Origin of the sequence: Cyanobium sp. BA5m-10, assembly GCF_024346255.1 — a bacterium.
Taxonomy (GTDB): domain Bacteria; phylum Cyanobacteriota; class Cyanobacteriia; order PCC-6307; family Cyanobiaceae; genus Cyanobium_A; species Cyanobium_A usitatum.
In genome coordinates, this window is record NZ_JAGQCP010000020.1 from 19,841 (window position 1) to 45,777 (window position 25,937).

The following is a 25,937-nucleotide window of genomic DNA, read 5'->3' on the forward strand; positions in this document are numbered from 1 at the left end:
TGTGACGCACCTGAACTGGGGCCGCGGCTGTGCAAATTTCCTACTTCCACTCCTCTGAATGCGTGCCACCCGTCAGGTCCCTGGCGGAGGGTGGGCCCGATGCGGCCGTAGTTATCGACGTTCTACGGGCAACGACCACGATTGCTTGGTCCTTGCAGAACGGAGCTGAGGCGATCGAGGCCTTCGCCAGCTTGGAGGAGCTTGAAGCTGCAGCGGCTGCCTGGCCGGCGCAGCAGCGACTGCATGCCGGTGAGCGTGGCGGCCAGAGGGTGGCGGGCTACGACCTGGGTAACTCTCCCCTTGCGGTAACCCCCGAGCTGGTGGGTGGCAAACGCATATTTATGAGCACCACCAATGGCACCCGCTCCTTAGCGGCCGTCAAGTCGGTGCCTCTGTTGCTGACGGCCTGTCTCCCCAACCGCACCGCCGTTGCACGGCGTCTGCTTGATCAGGAGTGCTGCCGGGTCTGGATCGTGGGCAGTGGCTGGGAGGGCGATTACTCCCTAGAAGACAGCCTCGCTGCTGGTGCCGTTGCTTCTGCGGCGATTGAGATGGCGGTGGCTCCCCATATCGGTGTGAGCTTCGGCAACGACGAAATGCTGGCGGCCCTTGCTCTCTGGCAGCAGTGGCACCTCGATACCGAGACCTGCCTGCGCACTGCAAGTCACGGCCAGCGCCTGATCAACCTCGGCGACCATGACGCCGATTTTGCTTGCTGCGCAGCTGTCGACACCCTGCAACTAGTGCCCTTCCAGGCCGAACCCGGGGTGCTTAAGGCCAGTTGATCCCAGCTGCGCGAACCGCCTCTTGGCACTTCCCTTAAAGTCTGATGGTCTGGTTGGGGCAATGAGTGGGCAGTTTTCTGGCGGCAGCTGTGCAACTCACCAGCACCCCGGATCCGGATGCGAATTTCGCTTCAGCGGAAGAGCAGATCGAGCTGGCTGCCCGTCGCGGCGCTGAGTTGGTTGGGCTCCCCGAAAACTTCGCTTTCATGGGGGAGGACGAGCAGCGCCTTGAGCTGGCCCCATCCTTGGCGGAGCGCTGCAGCAGCTTCCTTGTCACGATGGCGCGACGCTATCAAGTGACCTTGTTAGGTGGGGGCTTTCCCGTCCCAGCTGGACCGGGGCAAACCTTCAACCGCGCTGAGTTAGTAGGAACGGAGGGCCAGCTGCTGGCTCGCTACGACAAAATCCACCTCTTCGATGTCGACTTACCCGACGGCAACACCTATCGGGAATCGGCCACGGTGCAGCCCGGAGACCAACTGCCCCCTGTAGTTGATGTGCCCGGTCTTGGCAGGATTGGCCTGTCGATCTGCTACGACGTTCGCTTCCCTGAGCTTTATCGCCACCTAGCCCAGTCAGGGGCTGATGTTTTGTTTGTGCCCGCAGCATTTACCGCTTTTACCGGCAAGGACCACTGGCAGGTGCTGCTGCAGGCCCGGGCGATTGAAAACACTGCCTACGTGGTCGCCCCCGCCCAAACGGGCCAGCACTACGGACGCAGGCAGAGCCACGGCCATGCCTTGGTAATCGACCCTTGGGGCACGGTGCTGGCAGATGCCGGCGTAAGTGTCAGCGCTGCCATTGCCCCGATTGATCCGGGCCATGCCCAGAGGGTGAGGGCCCAGATGCCCAGCCTGAGGCACCGCCGGCCGGCCCTGTTCTGACTGTCCCGATGCCCTGGTCCGTCAAATTCCGCTGGAGTGCTGCTCTGGCAGCGGTTGCTTTGCTGATGGCCGATCTACCGGCCTGGGCTTCTTCCCTCGCGGCCTGGCGCGTTTCCCGCAGCGGTCAGCTGGAGTTGCGTACCAGTATCGATGTACGCCCCCAGGCCTTTTTTGAGGCTGGTACTGGCTTTAGGGGCCCCCGGATCTGGGTAGACCTGCCCGGTGCCCCATCGCGCACACGCACTGTGCGAGGCAGTGGTGCCTTGCGTGAGGTACGGATTGGTCGTCCAGATGGCTTCACAACCCGCCTGGTGCTGGAATTTGCGCCAGGTACCCAGCTCGATCCCTCTGGCCTGCGCCTGGTGGGCACCTCCCGCGACCGCTGGCGCATGGAGTTGCCGGGTCTTGGCAACCAAGCTGGGCTTGGCCTCGGCGAGGGAGACCTCGATGCTGTCGCCAGCTTTGGCGCCGATCAGCAGACCTTCTTCCCCACCGCAGCTACGCCCCTCTCCGCCGATGGCTTGCCGGTTGTGCCCCGGGGCCGCTTCAAGGTGGTGATCGACCCTGGCCATGGGGGCCCCGATCCAGGTGCCGTCGGCATTGGTGGCCTACGGGAAACCGACGTAGTGCTTGATGTTTGTCTGCAAATCGCCCGGCTATTGCAGGCCCGCGGCGTCCAGGTGTTGATGACACGCATCTCTGAGGTGGACGTTGACCTGCCTCCCCGGGTGGCCCTGGCCAACAGCAGCGGTGCCGATTTGTTTGTGAGCGTGCACGCCAACGCCTTGAGCATGGCCCGTCCCGATGTGAACGGCATCGAGACCTTTTTCTTTGAGGGTGCGGGATCGCCCTCCCGTCGCCTGGCTGCGGCCTTGCAGGAGCAAATGGTGGCCATTTCCCCTGGCAGTCCTGATCGCGGCGTGCGCACCGGACGCTTTTTCGTGATCCGCCGCACGGTGATGCCCTCCGCCCTTGTTGAGATGGGCTTTGTCACCGGTGAACTCGATTCCCGGCGCCTCGCCGATGCCAATTTTCGTCGTCGCATGGCTTTAGCTCTGAGCGCTGGGATTCTTAACGCCCTACAGGGTCAGCCATGAGCGCTTTGGTGGGGCTATTTGACAGCGGTTTGGGGGGCCTCACGGTGCTGCGGAGACTTCAGGAGCGCTATCCGCATTCCTCCTGCCTTTATCTCGGGGATACGGCTCGAGTTCCCTACGGTCAGCGCAGCGTCGCCGATATTCGCTCCATTGCCGCTGAGGTGGTGGGCTGGCTGCGGCATCAACAGGTCGGAGTTCTGGTGATGGCCTGCAACACCTCCAATGCCCTCGCTCTTGATGTGGCCGTGGCGGAGGCCGGCGTTCCTGTGGTGGGCCTGATCGACAGTGTTGCTGCCGACCTAAACAGCGAGTGCGTGGGGGTGCTGGCTACTCCCGCCACAGCCGCAAGCGGTGCCTATAGGCGGGCAATCCATGCCTGCCGGCCCCACACCTCTGTGCTCGAGGTGGGCTGTCCCACCTTCGTGCCCTTCATCGAGGCCGGTGATCTCCATTCTCCAGCCCTGATAGGGGAAGCCAAGGCATACCTGGAGCCCCTACTCGTAGCCGGTGTAGACACGGTGGTGCTGGGCTGCACCCACTACCCGATGCTGCGCCCCTTGCTCACGGCCCTGCTGCCTCCCCATGTGCGGCTTGTTGATCCAGCTGAATCGGCGGTACGGCGACTAGGGCCCCTTTTGGCAAGCATGGGCGGCATGCCGGAGGGCGAACTCGCAGCGGTGGAGGTGGTGACCCCAGCCGAGCGCACCCGGGTCTGCGTCAGTGGATCTGCGGAGGCCTTTGCCGACGGGGCTAGCCGCTGGTTGGGTTACAGGCCTGCCGTTGAGCGGGTGGACCTGCGGTCGATGGGGCAAGCCTTCTAGGATCACGCCACGGCGGAGGTGTTGTGGCAACGGTTGCAGAGCTGCTCCAGCCCGTAGAGGCTGACTTAGATGCCCTGCTGGCCGACCTGCGCAGCCTTATAGGAGCTGGCCATCCAATTTTGCAGGCTGCAGCAGAGCATCTGTTTGCTGCAGGTGGTAAGCGGCTGCGACCCGGCATTGTGCTCTTGCTATCGCGGGCAGTAGCCCCCGATGGTGAGCTGGGGCCCCGCCACCGCCGCCTGGCGGAGATCACTGAAATGATCCACACGGCTTCGCTCGTCCACGACGACGTTGTCGATGAGGCTGCAACCCGGCGCGGAGTTGACACGGTGCACAGCCGTTTCAATCATCGAGTGGCGGTGCTTGCGGGGGATTTCCTTTTTGCCCAGGCCAGCTGGCATTTGGCCAATCTCGATGATCTCGAGGTGGTGAAGCTGCTCAGCCGGGTGATCATGGATTTGGCAGACGGCGAGGTGAAACAGGGCCTTTTCCGCTACGACACCGGCCAGAGCTTCGAGACATACCTCGAAAAGAGCTACTGCAAAACAGCCTCGCTTATTGCAAATAGCGCTAGGGCAGCTGGGGTGCTTACCGGTTTGCCAGGGGCCCAGCTCGATGATCTTTATCGCTTCGGCCGCCAGTTGGGTTTGGCCTTCCAGGTAGTAGACGACATTCTCGATTTTACTGGCAGTGATCAGCAGCTCGGCAAGCCAGCTGCAAGCGATCTGGCCTCCGGTTATCTCACCGCTCCGGCCCTTTATGCACTCCAGGAGCGCCCTGTCCTGGCCGGCTTGATTGAACGCGAATTTTGTGAGGAAGGTGATCTCGAGCAAGCTCTTGCACTGGTGAGGGGTTGCGAGGCCATTCCCCGCACCAGGGCCTTGGCTGAAGGCTTCGCCCAGGAAGCAGCTCAAGCCTTGGAATGGCTAGTCCCCTCCGAACCGCGCAGCGCCTTGCGGGCCCTGCCTGATTTCGTCCTTAGTCGCCTCTACTGACGCTGTTCAGCCAGCTACCAGCGCACATCTCTGAGGGAATTGAGGCGGGTCACTCCGGCAGGTGTGGCTTGGGCATCTGCGTCGCTTGGGAGAAGGGCATACACCTGACAACCGGCGGCCACTGCGGCCTCGATGCCGGCGGCTGAATCTTCGAAGGCCCAGCAGTCGCTGGGATTGCGGCCTAGGCGTTTAGCTGCGAGCAGAAATGGGTCCGGCGCCGGTTTGCCCGCCGCCAGGGCTGGATCATCGCCGTAAACCCTTACCTGGATCAGCTCCAGCCATCGGTGGGGTGCAGCCTTACGCCGCACCGCGTCCTGGGTGCTGCTGGTGACGAGGGACATGGGGACCTGGTGATCCCTGCACATCTGCACCAGTTCGGCGGCGCCGTCCATTGCGGCAGCGGTGGGCACCAAGGCATCGGCCAGGGGTTGGCGCACGGCCAGCAAAGCCTCACAACTCGGGGGATTGGAGCCTGAAGCTTCGATCCAGCGGCATACCAAGGCAGCACAATCCAACCGGCGCTGGCCCCGCAGCCTGAGCAACTGTTCAGCACCGAGCTGGCAACCAAAGTGGGCGGCGGCTTTTTGCCAAGCCATGGCTTGCAGTGGTTCGGTGTCTAGAAGCAGGCCGTCGAGATCGAACAGGCAGGCGGCAGGACCCATGTATCTATCCTGCATCACGACGGCCCATTACATGCCGGTGCAGGGAGACTGGGACTGCGGCGCCAGCCGGTTTAATTTTTCTATGGCAACCGCCCGTTAGAGACCGCCTTTTAGAGACCGCCCGTCAGTAACCGCCTGTCTGCCACCTATGCCTGATGCCACAACGGGCCCGACGATCGAATCGGTGCTCCAGGAGCAACGGTTATTTGCGCCGCCTGCTGAGCTGGCCGCCTCGGCCCGCATTGGCTCTCTGGATGCATACCGGGCCCTATGCAGCAAGGCTGATCGTGATCCCGATGCCTTCTGGGGCGACCTGGCCCGTAGTGAGCTGCACTGGTTTGAGCCTTTCGAATCGGTGCTCGATTGGAGTAATCCGCCTTTCGCCAAGTGGTTTGCAGGGGGCACCACCAACCTGAGTTTCAATTGCCTCGATCGCCATCTCGATGGCCCTCGGGCCGATAAGACCGCCCTGATTTGGGAAGGGGAGCCCGGCGACAGCCTCAGCTTTACCTACCGCCAACTGCATGCCGAGGTGTGTAAGGCGAGTAATGCCCTCAAGGCACTTGGCATCGGCAAGGGGGACCTAGTTGCCCTTTACATGCCGATGGTCCCGGAGGCAGCCATTGCCATGCTGGCCTGTGCCCGCATTGGTGCCCCCCACTCGGTGGTGTTTGGCGGCTTCTCAGCCGATGCCCTGCGGGATCGGCTGATAGATGGCCAGGTGAAGGCGGTGATCACCGCCGATGGCGGCTTCCGTAAGGACAAGCCCGTGCCCCTTAAGCCCGCGGTGGATGAGGCACTCGCGGCAAATGGTGGTGCACCAAGCGTTGAGCATGTGCTGGTGGTGCAGCGAATCAAGGGCGACTGCGCCATGGCTACCGGCCGGGACCACTGGTGGCACGAGTTGGTGGATGGGCAGAGCACCGAGTGCCCCGCCGAGCCCATGGCCAGCGAGGACCGCCTATTTGTGCTCTACACCTCCGGCTCCACCGGCAAGCCCAAGGGGGTGGTGCACACCACTGCCGGCTACAACCTCTGGGTCCACCTCACCTTCCAGTGGATCTTCGACATCCGTGAGGAAGACATCCACTGGTGCACCGCCGATGTGGGCTGGATCACCGGGCACAGCTACATCGTGTACGGGCCGCTCTCGAATGGCGCCACCACGGTGATGTACGAGGGTGCACCGCGGCCCTCCAAACCCGGCGCCTTCTGGGAGGTGATCCAGAAGCATCGCTGCACGATCTTCTACACCGCCCCTACGGCGATCCGGACCTTCATGAAGAGCGGCCGAGCCGTGCCGGATCAATACGACATGAGCTCGCTGCGGATCCTCGGCAGCGTTGGTGAGCCGATCAATCCCGAGGCCTGGATGTGGTATCGCGACGTGATCGGCCATAACCGCTGCCCTGTGGTGGACACCTGGTGGCAGACCGAGACTGGCGGCGTGATGATCAGTCCCCTGCCCGGCGCCACCCCCACGAAACCCGGCTCCTGCACCCTGCCCCTGCCGGGAATCGCCGCCGACATCGTCGACATGGACGGCGTTTCCCAGCCGGCTGATGCCGGTGGCTACCTGGCGGTTCGTAGGCCTTGGCCAGGGATGATGCGCACCGTGCATGGCGATCCGGAGCGCTTCCGCAAGAGCTACTGGGAGGAGATCAGACCCGCAGATGGCTCCTACTTGTATTTCGCCGGTGATGGCGCCCGCCGTGACGTCGACGGTTATTTCTGGGTAATGGGCCGGGTTGATGACGTGATCAACGTGAGTGGTCACCGACTCGGCACGATGGAAATTGAAAGTGCTCTTGTGAGCCATCCCGCGGTGGCTGAGGCGGCGGTGGTGGGCCGGCCCGATGAGCTCAAGGGTGAGGGGATCGTGGCCTTTGTGACCTTGGAGGAGGGTCGCAGCGGCGACGACGCCCTGATTGCCGATTTGCGGGCCCATGTGGGCAAAGAGATCGGACCGATCGCCAAGCCCGATGAAATTCGTTTCACCGATTCCCTGCCCAAAACCCGTAGCGGCAAAATCATGCGCCGCATCCTGCGGGCCCTGGCCTCTGGCCAGGAAGTGACTGGTGACACCTCCACCTTGGAGGACCGTTCCGTACTCGATGCCCTAAGGGTTTAGGGGGTTAAGGGGGCCAGGCGAAGCGGTTCGATGAAGGCGACGTCCGTTGACTCAATGCTGATCGGACGTCCAAACCAGTATCCCTGGCCGTAATCACAACCCAATTCGCGCATGCGATTCATCTGGGCCTCCCTTTCCACTCCTTCAGCCACTACCTCCAGTTCGAGAGCCTTGGCGAGAGTGAGAATTGTGGTTGCAATAACCTCATCTTCTGGATTCTTTCCCAATCCGCTCACAAATGAGCGATCAATTTTAAGAACCCCTACCGGGAAGCGCTTTAGGTATAGCAATAATGAATACCCCGTGCCGAAATCATCAATCGCCAGTCGTAGGCCAAGATCTCGCAGTGCGTTGATAGTGGCCGTTGTCGATTCAATGTCATCAACAAGAGTTGTTTCGACAATCTCTAGGTAAACACTAGCCGGATTGATTCCTGTTGATTCTAGTATTTCTTTGATGCGTACCTTCACCCGTGGGTCGGCAAGACTGCGGGCAGACAGGTTTGAAGACAACCTCAGATTGCCTAGGCCATGAATCTGCTGCCACCTGGCGATAGCAGCGCAGGCGCTCGCAAACACACACATGTCGATCTCCTGGATCAGTCCACTGTCCTCGGCTTGTTCCAGAAAGGCGGCGGGCATCAGCACTCCCAGTTGGGGATGTTCCCAGCGAACCAGGGCTTCAAAGCCCGTGAGGGTATCGTCAACGAGGCGGAAGATGGGTTGTAAAAAGGGTTTGATTTCCCCGTTTTGCACCGCATTGCCGATGGACTCCTCTAGCGAGAGACGTTGTTGGGCTTGCAGACGCATGGTCGAATGAAAGGTTGAGTGGCGACCACGGCCTAAGGCCTTTGCCTGATACATAGCCATGTCCGCATTTTCCAGCAGAGTTGATGGGCTATCTCCTAGCTGGGCAAAGCTGATGCCGATCGATACGGTGTGGCTGAGTTCTGAGCCAGCAACCTTTAGGGGCTGACGGATTTCCGCGATAATCCGGCTGGCCAATTGACTGGCATCATCTCGGTGGCTTGTACGGGTGACAACGATAAATTCATCTCCCGATAGACGACCGACTAGATCGTCATGGCGAACCACGTGTCTTAGGACACGACTGACATGAATTAGTAGTTGGTCGCCGGCGCTGTGTCCATGGGCATCGTTGATCCACTTGAAGCGATCTATATCGATAAAAAGCACCGCTGTAAAAAGGGAGTTATCTACTGACAGATGATCAATCGCTGCCTGCAGCCGATCCAGCACCATGCGCCGATTGGGCAGACCAGTAAGGGCGTCATGAGTTGCTTGAAGAAGGGCGTCCTTACGCGCCTGTCTTTCCGATGTAACAGCCCTTAGTATTTTTATACTTAGTTCGATGCTACGGCCCATAGCTCGCAGCAGGGACCGTTCCTCCAAGTCAAAACGTTCACCGAGGCGGCCCACAAACAGCATGTCCATTGGACCCATAGGAGCCCAACAGGTGCGGAGGATGCCTGAACGAATAGTGATATCGCCTGGTTGGTTGATTAACTCCCCCAGAAGCTGTTGCTGATCCTCGTCTGATAGCCCTATGCACCAGTCTATTGATTGATCGCAGATGATTGCGGCCACCTCGGCATCAACTGATTCAGCCACCCGGTTGAGCACATTGCGGAGATTGTCTGGATCCTCCGTGGAGAAAGCTGAGAGGATCTCCGAAAGCATGTGCAGGGACCAGGAGGTCTCCATTAGCCGATCGCCAGTGTTACGAGGGTTTGGTTATGAAAGCCTCCTGCGCCTTTGGTGCGGGCAATTTCTCCATAGGTATAGAACCCTGCCATCGGTACGGCTCCGCAACTGCTGGTGATTAAATCAGTTTCTTCATGTACGCGCTCTTCTGTAAATACTGCCCTTCGTGAGACGCAGTCGAATAGCAGTAAGCCAGCCGGCGGAAACCCGTTTAGGGCCTCGACAGCCGAAATGCAGGACTGGGCTGCCGCATTAAGAACAGAGTCGAAATTGCCTTCAGTGAGGAAGGCCAATGCTCCCTGGGGAACCTCTGCCACCAAGATCAGTTCTCGCCTATCGAGGTTGAAGCCGGTGATGTGACGCATCTCGATTTTATCGCGCCGGCGTATTCCAATGGGGTGAGTCGCGGCAAAATTGGCGAATGCGGCAGGGTCGGTCCGAACAATATCTTCCGGATTGAAGAAATCGAGGTATACATCTAGTGCTGGCTTATCTTCCAAAGTCGACAGAATGTTTCCCTTGCTCCCAGTGACCAACATAGGGTCACTTGCTGGGGTCCAGCCGTGGCTTACGCCGATGCCTAAGGGGCGGTCGGAACTAACTGCTGCTGCCACCACTGCCTGAGTCATTACCCTACGGCCATGGATCTGCCGGGTTCAGCTCATCGCTAGATAGTCGCCGGCGCAGCCTCCCACCAGGGGAACGTCTATTCCAGCTACGTCGTAGGCGCCGCGCACCACATCCATTTGATCACCGCAAAGGCCATCGGAGAGCACGATCAAGACCGTATTGGCCCGTTGCTCAAGATGGTCCAGGCAGTGGGCGGCCTCGGTTGCAGCCTGGCGCAGGCCCTGCGCATCACCCTGGCCGGAACCAGTACTTACTTCGATTGCCGAGCCTCCCAAGGCCCACAGCACCAGGGCATTGGCCACCGCACCGCCAGGGGTGATTTCACCAGATGTTGTGCAACCAATCACCTGCGTATGGGGAAAGGTCCCATGGAGCTGCTCGGCAATCGCCGCCAGATTAAAATTTGGCGCAAACAGGGCTACGATCAGCTTGGGATCCTGGGGGCAATGCAGAGCCTGTAGTGACTGCTCAAGGGCCTGGCCGGTGTCGTTTAACGAAGAGGCGCCTACCTGGACCCAGCTCTCAGCAACCATCGAAGTGACCATTGAGGCTGGCTCCTGCGTCGGAGTATGCCCCCGACTGTTACCCACAATTGTCTACCCCCGTAGGGACGGCTCAGCATCTAGGCCGCGCTGGCCCAAGCATCAACCGCGGCTGCGATGCCATCCAGGGATCTTTTTTTAGCGGGATCGTCGGCCCACTGGCCCAGCAGGCTCTTTCGCAGCCCCGCGCTAGCGGGGGCGAGATGATCCCCCGGGAATTCCCTCAGCAGGCTGGCATCTCCACTACGACCTTGCAGAACCCCCAGCAGCCGTTTGCTTTGGTCGATCTGATCCCGGTTGAAGCGCACCACTAAGTTGCGGGGTTGGAGATAGGTTCGAGCCACCTGCTGCAGGGTTTCCTCCGGTGAGGGGCTGAACTCGCTGCGAAAGTTGAACTGCTGACCGAGTTCCGCCAGCAGTGGTATCGAGCGCTCGGCTGAGAAGTTGTTGAAGCTCAAGGCCACAAGGCCGGCGCCCCCCCGCCCCCCATCAGGTGCCAGCAGGTGCAGCTTGCAGCCCAGGCTGTGGCCAAGTCGCAACACCAGCCTGCTGGAGTCGCCCCCTTCACCATCCGCATCACGCAGCTGACGGAACCGCCGCCAGGCGGTATTGGCCTGATCCTGGTGGTCGAAGCCAGGCACATAGGTCCAGGCCCTAATCCGCCAGCCCCTAGCCGCCAGTGCCTCCAGAAGCCGGCGGTAGCTGAGCTGGGGGGTCGCCGCCAGGTAACTGCCGCCGATGAATTCGACCGTGCCGCGGTTGGGTCGCTCGGCCTCCAGTTGCCAGATATCGCCGCGCTGCCGCCAGAGCGTCATGGTCAGAGGGCGAGGCGTTGTAAGGCCGCCCGCGCTTCGTTGCGATGGGCTGCGCCATCAAGGAGGTTGTTAAACACATGGCGGATTACGCCTTCGCGGTCGATCACGTAGGTGACCCGGCCTGGCAGCAACCCAAGCACATTTGGCACTCCGAAGGCTTTGCGTAGGGCGTTGCCTTGGTCCACCAGGAGCGGGAAGGGCAGGTCGTGACGACTGGCAAAGCGCTGGTGGCTGGCCCGGTCGTCGCCACTGACACCCCACACCTCAGCTCCCAGGGACTGAAGGTCGGCGTAGCTGTCACGGAAGGCACAGGCTTCAGCGGTGCAGCCTGGGGTGTCGTCCTTTGGATAGAAGAACAGCACCAATGCCTTGCCGGCTAGCTGATCGCTGCGGTGCCCCTCACCATTTTGATCATTAAGGGCAACTAGGGGGGCTCGATCTCCGGCGGCAAGTGCCATCTAAATCAAATTGGGCAACTGTTTTCACCCTAGGCAGCTGTCCTGGTTGCCGTAGTCGTAGTCCAGGTCGTAGCTGGTTTTCTAGCGGTGGGCTAGGACGATGGGTTGAGCGACGCAGGCAGATGTGACTGGCCCGATCGAGGAACAGCCAAGCCTCTGGCAGCAGAGCGACCTGCTGAGCCTGGTGAGTGCAACCCCGGCCTTGAGCCCAGCGGCCCAGCCCAAGCAGGTTGTGGCTCGTGATCCCAGCCCTTCCAACCGCGATCCACAACCGCGATCAACACCTATCAACCTGCTGATCCTGGACACGGAGACCACGGGTCTGGAGCCGGTTTCAGCCCAGTGCATCGAGGTCGGAGCAGTTTTGTTTCATGTACCCAGCAGGTCGGTATTGAGCCAGGTTTCCTTTCTTTTGCCAGCTGCTGCCAACCCGGCGGAACATGTCAATGGCATTGCTGCAGAAGTGACCAGACTTTCCCAGCCCTGGCAGGCCGGCCTCCAGCATTTCCTTGCCCTGCTCGCCGGGGCCGATGCGGTGCTCGCCCACAATGCAGCCTTTGATGCCAAGTGGTTTGGGCTGGGACCGCTGCCGGCTATTGACAAGCCATGGATCTGCTCGATGGACGATATCGAGTGGCCGCCTGAGCGACACCTGAGGACGTCCCCTTCGGTGCGCGATCTGGCCTTGGCCTACGGGGTGCCGGTGTGGGCTGCCCATCGGGCCCTTACCGATTGCACTTACCTAGTTCAGGTGTTAGAGCGCTGCGACAACCTCGAAGGCCTACTGGCTGCAGCTACGGAGCCGAAGCTGCTCTATCGGGCAAATCTTCCCTATGCCGAACGGCATAAGGCCAAACAGGCAGGCTTTCGCTGGAATGAACCGGTGCGAGGTGCCTGGAGTCGTCGACTAAGCGAGCGCCAGGCCCAGGCCCTGGCTTTTGAGGTGCAGAGGGTGAAGGCCGATTCAGAAGCGGCATGAGCGCCCGGGAATGGCGCATAAAAAAACCGGCTGGGGAAGCCGGCATGGAAGAAGGTCACCTTGGTAATCGGTGAAATGTCGAAATCGGAGCGACAGGATTTGAACCTGCGACCCCCACTACCCCAAAGTGGTGCGCTACCAAGCTGCGCTACGCCCCGGCAGATCGAAGTTACCACAGCGCTTTGCGCTGTTTCAGCCGGCGTATCAGCCGTTCTGTGAGTCGCTCCCGTCCCAAAACTGCATACCCAGGAACCCGCAGGCGACGGGCTAGTTGCCGCAGTTCACCGACCCCCAGGCCTGCCAGCCGCAATTCGGGCAAGCGGCTCCATACGGCTGAGGCCGCAGGCAGGTCCGAACCTTTGCGATTGGCTGAGAAGCTCAGAAGGGCGCCGCCAGCCATCCACTCAGGCACCAGCACAAACAACACGGCCAGCAACCCATAGAGCTCCACAAGCCCCTTAGGCAGAGGATGCAGGGGGCGGTTGCGTGGCCTGGGCTCGAGCTTGCTCACAGCAGGGGGGCCTTGGGGTCGTTCAACCTGCCGGACGGCTGACCGGAGGGCCTATCGCGCCATTGCAGCTGGGGTTCGGACTTCGGGTTCAGTTTGACGCTCCAGAAGATCAGGGCAAAGCAGAGCCCCAGGGTGATAAACAACCCAAGAATCACCAGGCGATCCGGTAAGGGGTTCACAGCGCTGTCCTGCTCATACCTGGTCCGTGCGCAGGCACTCCAACCTTCTGAATTGCTGCTCCATAGTCAGCACATCGCCCCTGAGCACCAAGGTCAGTTGCTCGTTGCGATAACGGATGCCTGGTAGGTCTGAGGCCTCGCGAAACACGGTGGAGCGGAAGCGTCCGGTGAGCAGGGAGGCTTGGGCGTCATTGCGCTCCAGGGTGACCCGGCTCTGATCGGGGCAGATGAATTGTTCGGTGATGCCGTAGTCCTCCCACCAGGGCGACCCCATTGAGAGCAAGGCGAGGGCAAGCAGCGGCATGGACATGCTCAGGCCAGCTGAATTGGGGCATTCTCCCCCCGCAACACGCAGTGGGCCACCGTCCAGTCATAGGAAGACCACACCCGTGGATCGAGCTTGTAGGCCGAGCCCGCAAATTCCCCGAGCCTTTGGCCGCTTGGCTGGGCCGAGCAGTAAGGACGGCTGCCGGGTTTGGCTAAATATTGCTGGTGATATGGCTCCGCGTACCAAAGGGTTTGGTTGCTGCGCAGCTCAGTGGTGATCTCCCCAAAGCTAGCGCTGCTCAACAGGGCCTGGTAGGCGTCGCGGCTGGCCTCTGCTAGGGCCACCAGACCAGGATCATCCGCATAAATCACCGAGCGGTACTGGCTGCCCCGATCATTGCCCTGGCGATTCCCCTGGGTGGGGTCGTGGCATTCCCAGAACAGCTTCAGCAAATCGCTGAAATCGATTAGGGCCGTATCCCAGACCACCCGCACAACCTCGCTGTGGCCCGTGCGTCCAGAGCAGACTTGGTCGTAGCTGGGTTGCTGGATTGAGCCACCGGCGTAGCCCACGGCTGTTGTAACCACGCCAGGCAGGCGCCAAAAGCCCTTTTCGGCTCCCCAAAAGCAGCCGCAACCGAAAACCACCTCTGACTGGCCGCCCTTTATGGCTGCATCAATTGGGGTGCCCAGTACAACGTGGGGAGCTTGGGCCTGAGGGGTGCCCTGAAACAGGCCGAACACGCTGCTAATTGCAATGAAATCGGAGCCTAGAGAGTCCCTTTAGTTGCCGCGTCGGGCTCAAAGGCAATGTGATTAAGGAGAGTGGTGGTGAAGGCGAACAGCAGGAACGGCAGGGAAAGCACCAGGATCAGGCCCACACCCACAAGGGCAAAGATCGGCTTGCTGGCCCCCATCAAGGCCAAGCCAGCCGCCAGGCTGGCGAAGATCACCAGCATCCAGATCAAAATCTGCCCGTAGATATCGCCAAAGGTCAGGGTGCAGCGCAGCCGGTAGGGCAAGCCGGTAATCGGGGCAACTGGCTCCATGGATCCTCCTAGGCGTGGAACGCAAATGGCGACACCATCCACCTAAGCCCCATCTAGGTCACTTGGCTGAACAGCTCAACAAGTATTGAGATCAGCCGGCCGACCTCAGCTGTTCCTTTGCCTGCTCCCTATCCCAAAGGCGACGGTAGGTGCCGCGCTCAGCCACGAGCTTGCTGTGGTGGCCCTGCTGCACTAGCCGGCCCTCTTCGAGCACCAGCACTCGATCACAGGCGGCCGCCGCCGACAACTGATGGCTGATCATCAATACGGTGCGACCCAGACCTTGGTCATTTGACTGGGCATTGGCCTGCTCACTGCGAATCGTGCGAAGGATCTCGGCAGCGGTGGTGTTATCGACGCTGGCTAGGGCGTCATCAAGCACCAATAGCGGAGTGCGAACCAGTAGGGCCCGCCCCAGGGCTGTGCGTTGTCGCTGGCCGCCGCTAAGGGTGATGCCTCTCTCCCCCACCAGGGTCTGGTAGCCGTCGGGAAATCCCTTGATGTCGCCCTCAAGCCTGGCCTGGCGAGCTGCTGCCTCGACCCGCTCAAACGGCGCATCCGGCTCGCCATAACGCAGGTTGTCGGCCAGGCTCGCTGTAAACAGATAGCCCTCTTGGGGTACTAAGCCCACCTGGCCACGCAGTTCAGCCAAATCCAGAGCGGTGATGTCGACCCCATCGAGCCAAAGTTGGCCGGGATCTACCTCGACCATGCGCCCCAGGGCACGGGCCAGGGTGGTTTTGCCGCAGCCCACGGGCCCCACCACTGCCACAAGTTCGCCGGGATGAAGCTCAAAACTGACGTCCACCAGGGCTGGTCGAGGCGCGTTGGGATACCGCACGGTGAGGCCGCGGGCCTCCACAGCCCCCCGACCGGGCTTGGCTGGGGGAGTTGGTGAAGCTGAAGAAACGATCAAGGGCCGCCGTCGCAGCAGCTCCTCTACCCGCTCCAGGCTCACCTGGCCGGTTTGGAAGGTGTTGAGGGTGAACCCCAACAGGGCAGTGGGGAACACCAGCCGCTCCACAAACAGAATCAGGGCGACCAGGTCGCCGATGCTGAGGCGGCCACTTTCAAGCTGGCCACTGCCCAAGGCGAGTAGCAGGAGCAGGCTGATGGACGAGATGCCTTCCAGCAGCGGGAACAGGGTGCTGCGGGTGCGGGCCAGATTCAGGGCAGCATCCCGGTAGATGCGGTTGCGACCGGCGAAGGCGGTCTGCTCGGTGCTCTCCTGGCCGTAGATCTTGATGGCGCTGATGCCGGAGAGGTCCTCCTGGATCAGGTCGCTTAAGGAGGCCAAGGCCTCCTGCTGGCGGCGTTGCTGGCGCATCATGCGACCGCCAAACAGGCGCACCACCATCAACATCAGGGGGTAGAGCCCCACCGCCGCCACGGTCAACCAGCCGTCGATGGAGAGCATCGCTGGCAAGGTGAGCGCGTAGGCCAGCACCGTGTTGGTGAGGCTCAGCACGGCGAAGCCCAGGAGCCTGCGCACGTTTTCGACGTCGGAGGTGGCTCGGCTGATCACCTCGCCGCTGCCTGTGGTCTGAACCCAGCCGGGTTCCTGCTTGAGCAGGTGATCAAAAATCTGTTGTTTGAGCTCGGCCTCCACCTGCCGGCCTACCCCGAACACCAGCATGCGTGAGTAGAGCCGCACCGCCCCCATCACCGTTGCCAGGGCGACGATCAGCGCCGCCTGAGCCAGCACGTCTTGAAGAGCGAAACCATCCTGCAGGTCGTCGATTACCCGCCGCACCAAAAGGGGAATGGAGACGCTCAGCAGGTTCACCACCACAAGGGCGGCGACGCCGATTAACACCACCTTGCGATGGGGCCGCAGGTAGCGACGGATCAGATCCAGCCGTATGGCTCCCATCAGGGGCCGTTTTCACAGGTCCACCAACCTAGGCAGCTGCTTTTCCGGCAGGCTGGCCTCAGCAACAGCTGCGCCATGGCTTCCGCTCCTTCCCAATCCGGCAGCAATGATCAAAGCCATCCGCTTTACGCCACGGATCGCGAGGTGGTGGATCGGCTGCTTGCCGCTGAGGTGCCAGCCGACCACCACCTGGTTGATGCTGCCCGTTTGTTGATGCGCTACGAGGACTTTCCCGGTGCCCGTGATCTCAGCTCAGATTTGGCCAAGACCCTGCGCTTGTGGGGAATTAGCCGTGAAGATCTGCACAGCCGCACCCAGGCAATCTGGGCAAAAGGTTTTCGGCCCGCACCAGCGGCGAGTGAGGCGGTGGGCTCCAGCTTTGACACCGCTGACCAGGAACAGACCTGACATTTTGCCAAGGCAGTCATCGCCATTTACCCCTTCTTCGGGTGATAGTGGATAGGTCCCCATCACCCGGCCCGGAGTGCTTTGCACCCGGGCTTTTTACTAGCTATGCCCACTGTTCAGTCCTGGCCTGCCCTGTTGGACCAGCTGCTCAATGGCGAGTCGCTGTCGGCCCAACAGGCGACCGCGCTGATGCAGGGCTGGCTGAGCGAACAGATCGATCCAGTGCTTACCGGAGGGTTGCTGGCCGCCTTGCGAGCCAAGGGAGTTAATGGCGAGGAGCTGGCGGCCATGGCTGAGGTCTTGCGAGAAGCTTGTCCGCTGCCGGCTTCCCGCCCTTCTATCGCGCTTGTAGATACCTGTGGCACCGGTGGCGATGGGGCCGACAGCTTCAATATTTCAACGGCTGTGGCGTTTGTGGCTGCCGCCTGTGGCGCCCACGTGGCCAAGCACGGCAACCGCAGTGCCAGTGGTCGGGTGGGATCAGCCGATGTGCTGGAGGCACTGGGCATTCATTTGCAGGCCCCCCAGGAGCAGGTGATTGGTGCCTTACCAAGTGCGGGGGTGACTTTTTTGTTCGCCCCTGGTTGGCATCCGGCGCTGGTGGGGCTGGCCCCCCTGCGCCGCAGCCTGGGGGTGCGGACTGTTTTCAATCTGCTGGGCCCATTGGTAAATCCCCTGCGGCCTGAGGCCCAGGTGCTCGGGGTGGCCCGGCCTGATCTGCTCGATCCGATGGCTGAGGCTCTGGCCCGGCTAGGGCTGCGCAGGGCTGTGGTTGTGCATGGTCAGGGCGGCCTTGATGAGGCCTCCCTTTCTGGAGTTAATTCGCTGCGACTGGTGAAATCTGGTGTTGTGAGCAGCGACCAGCTCGACCCTGAGGCATTGGGCTTGCAGCTTGCCCCGATCGCCGATCTGGCAGGTGGAGATCTCGCCACCAACCAAGCCATCCTCGAAGCCGTGCTCCAGGGCCGAGCTAGCCGCGCCCAGGCTGATGTGGTGGCCCTCAACGCAGCGCTGGTGCTGTGGGCCGCTGGTTTGACCGACTCAGTCGCCGCTGGTCTGAGCTTGGCCCAGCAGGCCATTGCCAATGGAGCTGGCTGGCAAGTTCTAGAGCGGCTGCGCGCCGCCCTGCCAGCCCCCGTTGCGGGATGATCAAAGCAACTGCCCTGAACCCGTGAGCGAGTCCGCTGCCACTGCCTTGCTGGTGTTGGCCGACGGCACCGTGCTGAGGGGTGAGTCCTTCGGGGCCCGGGGCACAGCCATCGGAGAAGTGGTGTTCAACACCGGCATGACCGGCTATCAGGAGGTCATGACCGACCCGAGTTACTCCGGGCAGTTGGTCACCTTTACCTACCCCGAACTGGGCAATACCGGGATCAACGCCGCCGATCAGGAGGCGGATCGCCCCCACGTGCGTGGGGTGATTGCCCGCCAGCTTTCACCTTGTACCAGTAGCTGGCGCTCAGAGGGTGATCTAGATGGCTGGCTTCTACGCCATGGAGTAGTTGGAATTCGAGCAATTGATACGCGAGCTCTGGTGCGTCATTTACGTGATGGCGGCGCGATCAACGGCGCAATTTGCAGTGATGGCACCTCGGCTTCGGCCCTGCTTGATCAAGTCCGCTCGGCCCCTTCGATGCAGGGCCTAAACCTGGCGGCATCAGTTACTACCCCTAATCCTTATCACTGGGATCAAACCTGTGGGGTCGCTTTTGATGCCCGTATGCAATCCCAGCCCGATTGCCCCTACCGGGTGGTGGCCATTGATTTCGGCATCAAGCGGGCGATCCTCGAGCGTCTTGCGGCCCACGGCTGCGAGGTGACCGTGCTTCCAGCCGATGCCAGCTTGGAGCAGGTTCTCAGTTACAAGCCCGAGGGAGTGTTCCTGTCCAATGGGCCCGGCGATCCGGCCGCCGTTAGCTCCGCTATTGAGCTCGCCAAAAGTCTTATCGCCCTGCCCAATCTCCCCCTGTTTGGCATCTGCCTTGGCCACCAGATCCTGGGGCTGGCCCTTGGAGGCACCACTTTTAAACTGGGCTACGGCCATCGCGGTTTAAATCACCCTTGCGGCAGCCCAGGGCAGGTGGAGATCACCAGCCAAAACCATGGTTTTGCCCTCGTGCCCGAATCCCTGCCCGCCGATCGAGTGCGGGTAACCCACCACAACCTCAACGACCAAACCGTGGCTGCACTGGAGCTGCTTGAGGCACCGGTGTTTGGTGTTCAGTACCACCCGGAGGCCAGTCCCGGTCCCCACGACGCCGACCATCACTTCGCGCGCTTCGCCGCCCTGATGGCCAGCCGCCGCTGAGGCATTTTTGTTGCGTCTTCTGCAGCGGCAAAATTGCTCCCTACACTTCGCCCCAGAACGGATCGAGGACTGGAGCCATCAACGACCTGCAGCGATTGACTGTCTCCCTGCGAGGAGGCTTCGAGCAGCAGGCCCACTGCCAGCTGTTCAGCTTCACTGGCCAGCTGGATGCCTACTCCGACAAACAGTTCGGCGAATTTGTGGCCTCTCACCGCGGCAATGGTCAGCCTTTGGTGATCGACCTCAGCCACATCGACTTCCTCGACTCGTCCGGTCTTGGCGCCTTGGTCCAGCTTGCTAAGCAGTGCAACAGCGATAAGCAGAAATTTTTGGTGGTGGGTAATGCCCGGGTTGTTCAAACCGTGAAGCTGGTGCGCCTAGAAGAATTTCTGCACCTTCAGCCCGACCTCGAAACAGCCCTTGGCAACCTCGCCGCTTGAGCAGGGAAAGGCTGAGCTGCGGCCCGCTTCGAGCTGGCTAGCTGGCCTTGCCCCCCATCCTCCCCAAGCCGAATTAGGCCCGCTACAGCTGGCCTGGCTGGGTGATGCGGTCTGGGAGCTTCATCACCGCCTGCAGCGCTGTCAGCGTCCAGGCCGCTCCCATACCCTGCACCAGGAGGTTGTGCAGGTAGTGCGTGCCGACGCCCAGGCTCTGGCACTGGAGAAGCTTGATCAGCAGCTCACTGATGCGGAGCGAGACCTTGTGCGCCGGGGCCGCAATCGGGCTGGCAGGGGCCCCCGGCGGGGGGATGCGGCGGCCTATGGCCAGGCAACTGGCCTTGAGGCCCTGCTTGGTTGGTTGTTTCTCCACGAGCCTGCCCGGTTAGCCGAGCTGCTAGATCACTTGCAGGAGATCGATCCATAACCTGCAGACAACGCCATGAGCCCACGATTTGAACGCCGTCCCGAGAAGCGGACGGGGGGCGGCGCCCGTGGGGCTGGCCGTCCTCCCCGCTTCAGCGGTCCCAAGCCTGAATGGCGCCGCGATGGAGCTGGTGAAGGCCGTGAGGTCCGTGAGGGAAGAGAAGGCCGTGAGGGCCGTGAAGGCCGTGAAGGGCCAAGAGATCGGGAGCCCCGGCGAGAGACCGGTGCACGACCCGCCCCCCGGGGTGTGTCCCGCTTCCAGCCCCGCCGCGATGGGCCAGCCGACCGCCCCAGTAGTCGCGGCGAGCGCCGCCCATTTGAACGGCGTGGTGACAGCGAGCGACCTTCGTTCGACCGTCCGCCTGCTCCCCGTTTTTCCAGCGATCGCTCCGGCTCAGACAGCAAGCCCTACGAGCGGCGACCCGGCGGCCGCTTTGAAGGTCGTCCCCAGGGCCGCCGTCCCGACTCTGGTCGCCCAGATAGCCGTCGTTTTGAGGGTGGGGGTCGCTTTGAAGGGGCCGGTCGCCCTGTTGGCCGACGTTTTGACACGGGGAGCCGCCCAGCGCCTGGCAGGTTTGCTGGCAAGCCGCTGATCGTCGACGCCGATACCCTTCCCCCCAGCGGTGATGCGGAGCGTCACAGCGTCGATCCCAGCGCCGATTTGATCTGGGGCCGGCATCCAGCCCAGGCGGCACTTGAGAGCGGTCGACCGATTCATCGCGTCTGGTGCACTCCAGAAATGCGCTTCAGCCCCAAGTTTCTGCAGCTGCTGCGAGAAGCCAAGGCATCGGGAGTACTGGTTGAGGAGGTCACCTGGGCGCGCCTAGGTCAGCTCACCGGAGGTGCCGTGCACCAGGGCATCACCCTGCAAACAGCGGCAGCTGAGACCCTTGATCTACAGACCCTGATGGAGGGCTGCGCAACCATTGGTGAGCCGGCCTTGCTGATGGCGGTCGACGGTCTTACTGATCCCCAGAACCTCGGCGCAATTGTGCGTAGTGCCGAAGCCCTGGGTGCCCATGGCCTGGTTTTGCCCCAGCGCCGCAGCGCTGGACTTACCGGCTCGGTGGCCAAGGTTGCGGCAGGTGCTCTTGAGCACTTGCCCGTGGCTAGGGTGGTCAACCTCAACCGGGCCCTCGACACCCTCAAGCAGGAGGGTTATCGGGTAGTGGGTCTGGCAGCCGAGGGCACCGTCAGCCTGGAGGAGGCCGATCTAGCTGGGCCTTTGGTCATAGTCACCGGTTCTGAGGGTGATGGTCTCTCCATGCTCACCCGCCGCAACTGCGATCAGCTGGTGCGCATCCCCCTGCGTGGCGCCACACCAAGCCTTAACGCCTCTGTGGCTACCGCCCTACTGCTCTATGAGGTGGCACGGCGTGGCTGGATGAAGGGGTTGAGCGGTTCCCAGCCCGCGCCCCGCTTGGTGCGCCCCCAGCTGCCCGCTCCAGCCGCCAGCCCCGAGCCTGAGGAAGAGCCCACGGCAACCGAAGCGAGTTCTGCAGAAGCCCAGCAACTGCCCACAAGCCAGCCTGATAGCTCCCCTGAGCTTCTTCACGATCAGGAGCCCCAGCCGGAGCAAGAGGTAATGCCGGAAATCGAGCCAGAGGACCAGTCAGAGCTATCGGCAGAGCAGCAGATTGCTGCAGCGATCACGCTCAACCAGGAACTGGCCAACCAGGAACCGGTCAACCAAGAACCGGTCATTGGCCTGGGTATGGAGCCAGCCGCCAAATCTGGTTTCCTTGGGGATATTCAACTGTGACTCAACTCTCAAGCCACGGTACCGACGCCGGGCAGAATGGATTACAAGCCGCTCCTGCCTCATGAATCCCCTGCTGTGGCCAGTGCGCAGCTGCGCTAATGGTCTGGGCCTGGCCTGGTGGGCACGGGTAGAAACCCACTCTCCCAACTCTGTTTATTGGTTTGGCCCCTTCGTGCGTCGCGGCACCCTGGAAAGCCATCTGCCGGCTTTCTTGAACGATCTCCGGGCCGAATCTCCGGGTTCTCTGGATCACCAGTTACTGCGCACCCGACGGGGCGAACCGCTCACCGAGTTCGACTGAGGGCTAGTGGCCGTTGCCGCTGGCTGATAGCGTCCAATCCAACTGGCAACAGGGTTGATGGGGATCGCTGATTCGCGCGAACAGGGGATTGCTCAATGGCGTCAGCAACTGCGCAATGGTGAGGTTTCAGCCCGTGAACTCACCGATCACCATCTGGCACGCATCCAGGCGGTTGATCCCACCGTTCACGCCTATCTGGAGATAACTGCCGAGCGGGCCAGGGCAGATGCGGATCGCATCGACGCCAGCCGCGCTGCTGGAGAAGATCTGCCACCCCTGGCAGGTATTCCTCTGGCAATCAAGGACAACCTCTGCACTAAGGGGGTCCCTACCACCTGCTCCAGTCGCATGCTGGAGCACTTCGTTCCCCCCTACGAGAGCACTGTTACCGACCGCCTCTGGCAAGCGGGAGCTGTCTTGCTTGGCAAGACAAACCTCGATGAGTTCGCCATGGGCAGCTCCACCGAGACCTCAGCCTTCGGCCCCAGCCGCAACCCTTGGAATCCAGAGAGGGTGCCTGGTGGTAGCTCCGGTGGCAGCGCCGCCGCGGTGGCTGCAGGCGAGTGCATCGCCGCCCTTGGCTCCGATACCGGCGGGTCGATTCGCCAGCCCGCCTCCTTCTGCGGGGTGGTGGGATTGAAGCCCACCTACGGCCGCGTCAGCCGCTACGGCCTGGTCGCCTTTGCCAGCTCCCTCGACCAGGTGGGCCCGTTCACCAACTCGGTGGCGGATGCGGCCGAGCTGCTGCAGGTGATCGCCGGTGCGGATCCGCGCGATGCCACCTGCCTGCAGGCCCCCGTGCCCGATTACGTCGCCGCCCTTGATCAACCTGTTGCTGGTTTGAGGGTGGGCATGGTGCGCGAGTGCTTCGAAGCTGAGGGCCTTGATCCCCAGGTGAAGGCTGCGGTGCTGGCCGCTGCCGCCCAGTTGGAGGCCCTGGGCTGCGAGCTGGTGGATGTGAGCTGCCCCCGCTTCAACGACGGCATCGCCACCTACTACGTAATCGCGCCATCAGAGGCCTCTGCAAACCTGGCCCGCTACGACGGTGTCAAATACGGCTACCGGGCCCCGGATGCCACCAGCCTTGCCGAGATGACGGCCCGCAGCCGGGCTGAGGGTTTTGGCGACGAGGTGCAGCGCCGCATCCTGATCGGCACCTACGCCCTCTCGGCCGGATATGTGGATGCCTACTACAAGAAAGCCCAGCAGGTGCGCACCTTGATTCGGCGCGACTTTGACCGGGCCTTTGAGGCAGTGGATGTGCTGCTCACCCCCACCTCGCCCACCACGGCCTTTGGCTTTGGCGCCCACAGCGACGACCCCTTGGCTATGTACCTCGCCGACCTGCTCACCATCCCGGCGAACATGGGTGGCCTGCCTGCCATCAATGTGCCCTGCGGCTTTGATCTCGAGGGCCTGCCGATTGGTCTGCAGCTGATCACGGGAGTGCTTGAAGAGCCGCGCCTGCTTCAGGTGGCCCACCACTACGAACAGGCCGCCCAGGTGATGCAGGCTCGGCCAGTGGCCCCATTGGTGCCCTAGGGACTGACCCCAGATCTAGTGGTTTTGCGCCGGTCTGACGCGCAAATGACACTGGATCTTGCGTGGTCGCCTAGCTTGGGGAGGCTTCCGATGCCTTCCGGCTAGACCTGCCCTTGGCCTTCGTTCCGCTCCACAACCACAGCGACTACAGCCTTTTAGACGGGGCGAGCCAGTTGCCGGCGATGGTGGATCGGGCTGTGGAGCTGGGCATGCCAGCCCTTGCACTCACCGATCACGGCGTCATGTATGGCGCCATTGAGCTGCTCAAGCTTTGCGCCAAGGCCGGGATCAAGCCGATCATCGGCAATGAGATGTATGTCATCAATGGCTCCATTGATGACCCTCAGCAGAAAAAGGAGCGCCGCTACCACTTGGTGGTGCTGGCCAAAAATGCGGTCGGCTATCGCAACTTGGTCAAGCTCACCAGCATCAGCCACCTACGCGGCATGCGCGGCCGGGGCATCTTTGCCCGTGCCTGTATCGACAAGCAATTGTTGAGCCAGTACAGCGAAGGTTTGATCGTGGCTACTGCCTGCCTGGGAGGCGAAATTCCTCAGGCGATTTTGCATGGCCGGCCCGATGCGGCGCGCGAGGTTGCCAGCTGGTATCAACATACTTTTGGCGACGACTTCTACCTGGAAATCCAGGATCATGGCGGCATCGAAGACCGCATCGTTAACACCGGGATTGCCCGCATCGGTGCCGAGCTGGGCATTGAACTGATCGCCACCAATGATGCCCATTACTTAAGTGCCAACGACGTCGAAGCCCATGACGCGCTGCTTTGCGTGCTTACGGGCAAGTTGATCAGCGACGTGAAGCGTCTGCGCTACACGGGTACCGAATACATCAAGGGGGAGGCAGAGATGCTCTCCCTGTTCAATGACCACCTTCCTGCCGAGCTGATTGAGCGGGCTGTTGCGAACACAGCCAAGGTGGCTGAAAAGGTCGAGGCCTACGACATCCTCGGCCGCTATCAGATGCCCCGCTTCCCCATCCCGGCTGGGCACACAGCGGTGAGCTATCTCACTGAGGTGGCCGAGCAGGGTCTCCGGCAGCGCCTACGCCTGACTGATGACGTTAGCTTCGAGCCCCAATATGGCGATCGCCTCGCCTTTGAGCTCCAGGTAATTGAGCAGATGGGTTTTCCCACCTACTTCCTGGTGGTGTGGGACTACATCCGCTTCGCCCGGGACAACGGCATACCTGTGGGGCCGGGTCGTGGTTCAGCTGCGGGTTCCTTGGTGGCCTACGCCCTGGGGATCACCAACATTAACCCGGTTACCAATGGCTTGCTTTTTGAGCGGTTCTTGAACCCTGAGCGCAAGTCGATGCCGGATATTGATACGGACTTTTGTATCGAGCGGCGTGGCGAAGTTATCGACTATGTAACTAAGCGCTATGGCGAAGAAAAGGTGGCCCAGATCATCACCTTCAACCGCATGACATCAAAAGCGGTGCTCAAGGATGTGGCCCGCGTACTTGATATTCCCTATGGCGATGCTGATCGCCTGGCCAAGTTGATCCCTGTGGTGCGGGGCAAACCTGCCAAGCTCAAGGAAATGATCGGAACCGAATCACCGGCTCCAGAATTCCGCGAGAAATATGAAAAGGACCCAGTCGTACAGCGCTGGGTTGATATGGCAATGCGTATTGAGGGCACAAATAAGACCTTTGGCGTACACGCGGCTGGCGTGGTTATTGCAGCGGAGCCCCTTGATGAATTGGTCCCCCTGCAGCGCAACAACGATGGCCAGGTGATTACTCAATACTTCATGGAAGATGTGGAGTCGATGGGTCTATTAAAAATGGACTTTCTCGGTCTCAAAAACCTGACAATGATCGATAAAACTGTCGATCTTGTGCAGCAATACAGCGGCATCAAGGTTGATCCTGATGATCTGCCTCTTAACGACGCAGGTACATATGCCCTGCTTGCTCGTGGTGATCTGGAGGGCATCTTCCAGCTTGAATCTAGTGGCATGCGCCAGATTGTGCGCGATCTCAAGCCTTCATCGCTTGAGGATATCTCTTCTATTTTGGCCCTATACCGGCCCGGTCCGCTTGATGCAGGTCTGATCCCTAAATTCATTAATCGCAAGCACGGTAGGGAGGTAATTGATGTAGCCCACGAGAAGCTTGAGCCGATCCTTAAGGAGACTTATGGAATCATGGTTTACCAAGAGCAGATCATGAAGATCGCTCAGGAATTGGCTGGCTACTCCCTTGGCGAAGCAGATCTGCTGCGGCGGGCTATGGGTAAGAAGAAAAAGAGTGAGATGGAGAAACACCAGGGACTTTTTGTAAGTGGCGCCACGGAACGTGGCGTCGAACCGCGAATAGCGGAGGCA

General features: G+C 61.3%; 27 protein-coding genes, 1 tRNA gene and 1 pseudogene. 16 read left to right on the forward strand and 13 right to left on the reverse strand.

Annotation, left to right across the window (positions count from 1 at the left end; genetic code table 11):
- Positions 1-29: 29 nt before the first annotated feature.
- The 5 genes from KBY85_RS08555 (at position 30) to sds (ending at position 4,582) form a co-directional block, all read left to right on the forward strand.
- Positions 30-785 carry a 2-phosphosulfolactate phosphatase family protein gene (locus tag KBY85_RS08555; protein WP_254961093.1) on the forward strand — a complete coding sequence of 252 codons (756 nt, stop codon included), beginning with the start codon at positions 30-32 and terminating at the stop codon, positions 783-785.
- Positions 786-850: 65 nt separating this feature from the next.
- The gene (locus tag KBY85_RS08560; protein WP_254961094.1) at positions 851-1,669 is read left to right on the forward strand and encodes a carbon-nitrogen hydrolase family protein; all 819 of its coding nucleotides are present in this window, start codon (positions 851-853) and stop codon (positions 1,667-1,669) included.
- An 8-nt stretch (positions 1,670-1,677) separates the two neighbouring features.
- Positions 1,678-2,766, forward strand: coding sequence for an N-acetylmuramoyl-L-alanine amidase (locus KBY85_RS08565; protein ID WP_254961095.1), 1,089 nt, complete (start codon positions 1,678-1,680; stop codon positions 2,764-2,766).
- On the forward strand, positions 2,763-3,587 hold the full coding sequence (gene murI, locus KBY85_RS08570) for a glutamate racemase (RefSeq protein WP_254961096.1): 825 nt from the start codon (positions 2,763-2,765) through the stop codon (positions 3,585-3,587). Before KBY85_RS08565 ends, murI begins: the two co-directional genes overlap by 4 nt.
- 23 nt (positions 3,588-3,610) lie before the next feature.
- Positions 3,611-4,582 (forward strand): solanesyl diphosphate synthase, encoded by a 972-nt coding sequence (sds, locus tag KBY85_RS08575; protein WP_254961097.1) that lies wholly within the window; start codon positions 3,611-3,613, stop codon positions 4,580-4,582.
- A gap of 14 nt (positions 4,583-4,596) precedes the next feature.
- Here the strand turns inward: sds and KBY85_RS08580 are convergent, their stop codons facing one another.
- Positions 4,597-5,259 carry an HAD family phosphatase gene (locus KBY85_RS08580; RefSeq protein ID WP_254961102.1) on the reverse strand — a complete coding sequence of 221 codons (663 nt, stop codon included), beginning with the start codon at positions 5,257-5,259 and terminating at the stop codon, positions 4,597-4,599.
- A 133-nt stretch (positions 5,260-5,392) separates the two neighbouring features.
- Between KBY85_RS08580 and acs the strand changes: the two genes are divergently transcribed.
- Positions 5,393-7,375: an acetate--CoA ligase gene (gene acs / locus KBY85_RS08585; RefSeq protein WP_254961104.1), complete on the forward strand. Its 1,983-nt coding sequence runs from the start codon at positions 5,393-5,395 to the stop codon at positions 7,373-7,375.
- On the opposite strand, the gene KBY85_RS08590 is transcribed toward acs, so the two are convergent.
- From KBY85_RS08590 to KBY85_RS08610, 5 genes and pseudogenes are all read right to left on the reverse strand, one after another.
- Positions 7,372-9,099, reverse strand: coding sequence for a bifunctional diguanylate cyclase/phosphodiesterase (locus tag KBY85_RS08590; protein WP_254961106.1), 1,728 nt, complete (start codon positions 9,097-9,099; stop codon positions 7,372-7,374). The two genes, acs and KBY85_RS08590, sit on opposite strands and share 4 nt — an antisense overlap.
- A complete protein-coding gene (locus tag KBY85_RS08595) occupies positions 9,099-9,599 on the reverse strand; it encodes an FIST C-terminal domain-containing protein (RefSeq protein ID WP_254961122.1) in 501 nt (166 codons plus the stop codon). The genes KBY85_RS08590 and KBY85_RS08595 overlap by 1 nt, the downstream gene beginning before the upstream one ends.
- Positions 9,600-10,274, reverse strand: a pseudogene (locus tag KBY85_RS08600) (FIST signal transduction protein); the annotation flags it as partial.
- 77 nt (positions 10,275-10,351) lie between these two features.
- The gene (locus KBY85_RS08605; protein ID WP_254961108.1) at positions 10,352-11,086 is read right to left on the reverse strand and encodes a DUF1350 family protein; all 735 of its coding nucleotides are present in this window, start codon (positions 11,084-11,086) and stop codon (positions 10,352-10,354) included.
- Between the two features lie 2 nt (positions 11,087-11,088).
- Positions 11,089-11,544: a peroxiredoxin gene (locus KBY85_RS08610; RefSeq protein ID WP_254961109.1), complete on the reverse strand. Its 456-nt coding sequence runs from the start codon at positions 11,542-11,544 to the stop codon at positions 11,089-11,091.
- Between the two features lie 124 nt (positions 11,545-11,668).
- On the opposite strand from KBY85_RS08610, the gene KBY85_RS08615 reads away from it, so the two are divergent.
- Entirely contained in the window at positions 11,669-12,523 is an 855-nt protein-coding gene (locus KBY85_RS08615) for a 3'-5' exonuclease (protein ID WP_254961110.1), read from the forward strand.
- 84 nt (positions 12,524-12,607) lie between these two features.
- Here KBY85_RS08615 and KBY85_RS08620 read toward each other — a convergent pair.
- From KBY85_RS08620 to KBY85_RS08650, 7 genes are all read right to left on the reverse strand, one after another.
- A tRNA-Pro gene (locus KBY85_RS08620) sits at positions 12,608-12,681 on the reverse strand.
- 11 nt (positions 12,682-12,692) lie between these two features.
- Entirely contained in the window at positions 12,693-13,034 is a 342-nt protein-coding gene (locus KBY85_RS08625) for a hypothetical protein (RefSeq protein ID WP_254931489.1), read from the reverse strand.
- Positions 13,031-13,213, reverse strand: coding sequence for a hypothetical protein (locus tag KBY85_RS08630; RefSeq protein ID WP_254931488.1), 183 nt, complete (start codon positions 13,211-13,213; stop codon positions 13,031-13,033). The genes KBY85_RS08625 and KBY85_RS08630 overlap by 4 nt, the downstream gene beginning before the upstream one ends.
- A gap of 13 nt (positions 13,214-13,226) precedes the next feature.
- Complete coding sequence (locus KBY85_RS08635) at positions 13,227-13,517, reverse strand: hypothetical protein (protein ID WP_254931487.1); 291 nt, start codon at positions 13,515-13,517, stop codon at positions 13,227-13,229.
- A gap of 8 nt (positions 13,518-13,525) precedes the next feature.
- Positions 13,526-14,224, reverse strand: a complete 699-nt coding sequence (gene msrA, locus KBY85_RS08640) for a peptide-methionine (S)-S-oxide reductase MsrA (protein WP_254961112.1) — start codon at positions 14,222-14,224, stop codon at positions 13,526-13,528.
- A gap of 26 nt (positions 14,225-14,250) precedes the next feature.
- The gene (locus tag KBY85_RS08645; RefSeq protein ID WP_254961114.1) at positions 14,251-14,529 is read right to left on the reverse strand and encodes a hypothetical protein; all 279 of its coding nucleotides are present in this window, start codon (positions 14,527-14,529) and stop codon (positions 14,251-14,253) included.
- A gap of 91 nt (positions 14,530-14,620) precedes the next feature.
- On the reverse strand, positions 14,621-16,402 hold the full coding sequence (locus KBY85_RS08650; protein ID WP_254931485.1) for an ABC transporter ATP-binding protein: 1,782 nt from the start codon (positions 16,400-16,402) through the stop codon (positions 14,621-14,623).
- A gap of 75 nt (positions 16,403-16,477) precedes the next feature.
- Between KBY85_RS08650 and KBY85_RS08655 the strand changes: the two genes are divergently transcribed.
- The 9 genes from KBY85_RS08655 to dnaE all read left to right on the forward strand — a co-directional run.
- Positions 16,478-16,810, forward strand: a complete 333-nt coding sequence (locus KBY85_RS08655; RefSeq protein WP_254961115.1) for a DUF3288 family protein — start codon at positions 16,478-16,480, stop codon at positions 16,808-16,810.
- Positions 16,811-16,915: 105 nt separating this feature from the next.
- A complete protein-coding gene (gene trpD, locus KBY85_RS08660) occupies positions 16,916-17,959 on the forward strand; it encodes an anthranilate phosphoribosyltransferase (RefSeq protein ID WP_254961117.1) in 1,044 nt (347 codons plus the stop codon).
- A gap of 22 nt (positions 17,960-17,981) precedes the next feature.
- Positions 17,982-19,118, forward strand: a complete 1,137-nt coding sequence (gene carA / locus KBY85_RS08665) for a glutamine-hydrolyzing carbamoyl-phosphate synthase small subunit (protein WP_254931482.1) — start codon at positions 17,982-17,984, stop codon at positions 19,116-19,118.
- A gap of 95 nt (positions 19,119-19,213) precedes the next feature.
- Positions 19,214-19,558: an STAS domain-containing protein gene (locus KBY85_RS08670; protein ID WP_254931481.1), complete on the forward strand. Its 345-nt coding sequence runs from the start codon at positions 19,214-19,216 to the stop codon at positions 19,556-19,558.
- A 16-nt stretch (positions 19,559-19,574) separates the two neighbouring features.
- On the forward strand, positions 19,575-19,982 hold the full coding sequence (locus KBY85_RS08675) for a ribonuclease III domain-containing protein (protein WP_106501987.1): 408 nt from the start codon (positions 19,575-19,577) through the stop codon (positions 19,980-19,982).
- Between the two features lie 15 nt (positions 19,983-19,997).
- Positions 19,998-21,743, forward strand: coding sequence for a 23S rRNA (guanosine(2251)-2'-O)-methyltransferase RlmB (gene rlmB, locus KBY85_RS08680; RefSeq protein WP_254931480.1), 1,746 nt, complete (start codon positions 19,998-20,000; stop codon positions 21,741-21,743).
- A gap of 61 nt (positions 21,744-21,804) precedes the next feature.
- Positions 21,805-22,044, forward strand: a complete 240-nt coding sequence (locus KBY85_RS08685) for a DUF1816 domain-containing protein (protein WP_254931479.1) — start codon at positions 21,805-21,807, stop codon at positions 22,042-22,044.
- A gap of 57 nt (positions 22,045-22,101) precedes the next feature.
- Positions 22,102-23,586, forward strand: a complete 1,485-nt coding sequence (gatA, locus tag KBY85_RS08690; RefSeq protein WP_254961118.1) for an Asp-tRNA(Asn)/Glu-tRNA(Gln) amidotransferase subunit GatA — start codon at positions 22,102-22,104, stop codon at positions 23,584-23,586.
- 113 nt (positions 23,587-23,699) lie between these two features.
- Positions 23,700-25,937: DNA polymerase III subunit alpha (dnaE, locus tag KBY85_RS08695; RefSeq protein WP_254961119.1), on the forward strand; the 2,238-nt coding region annotated here is incomplete at its 3' end.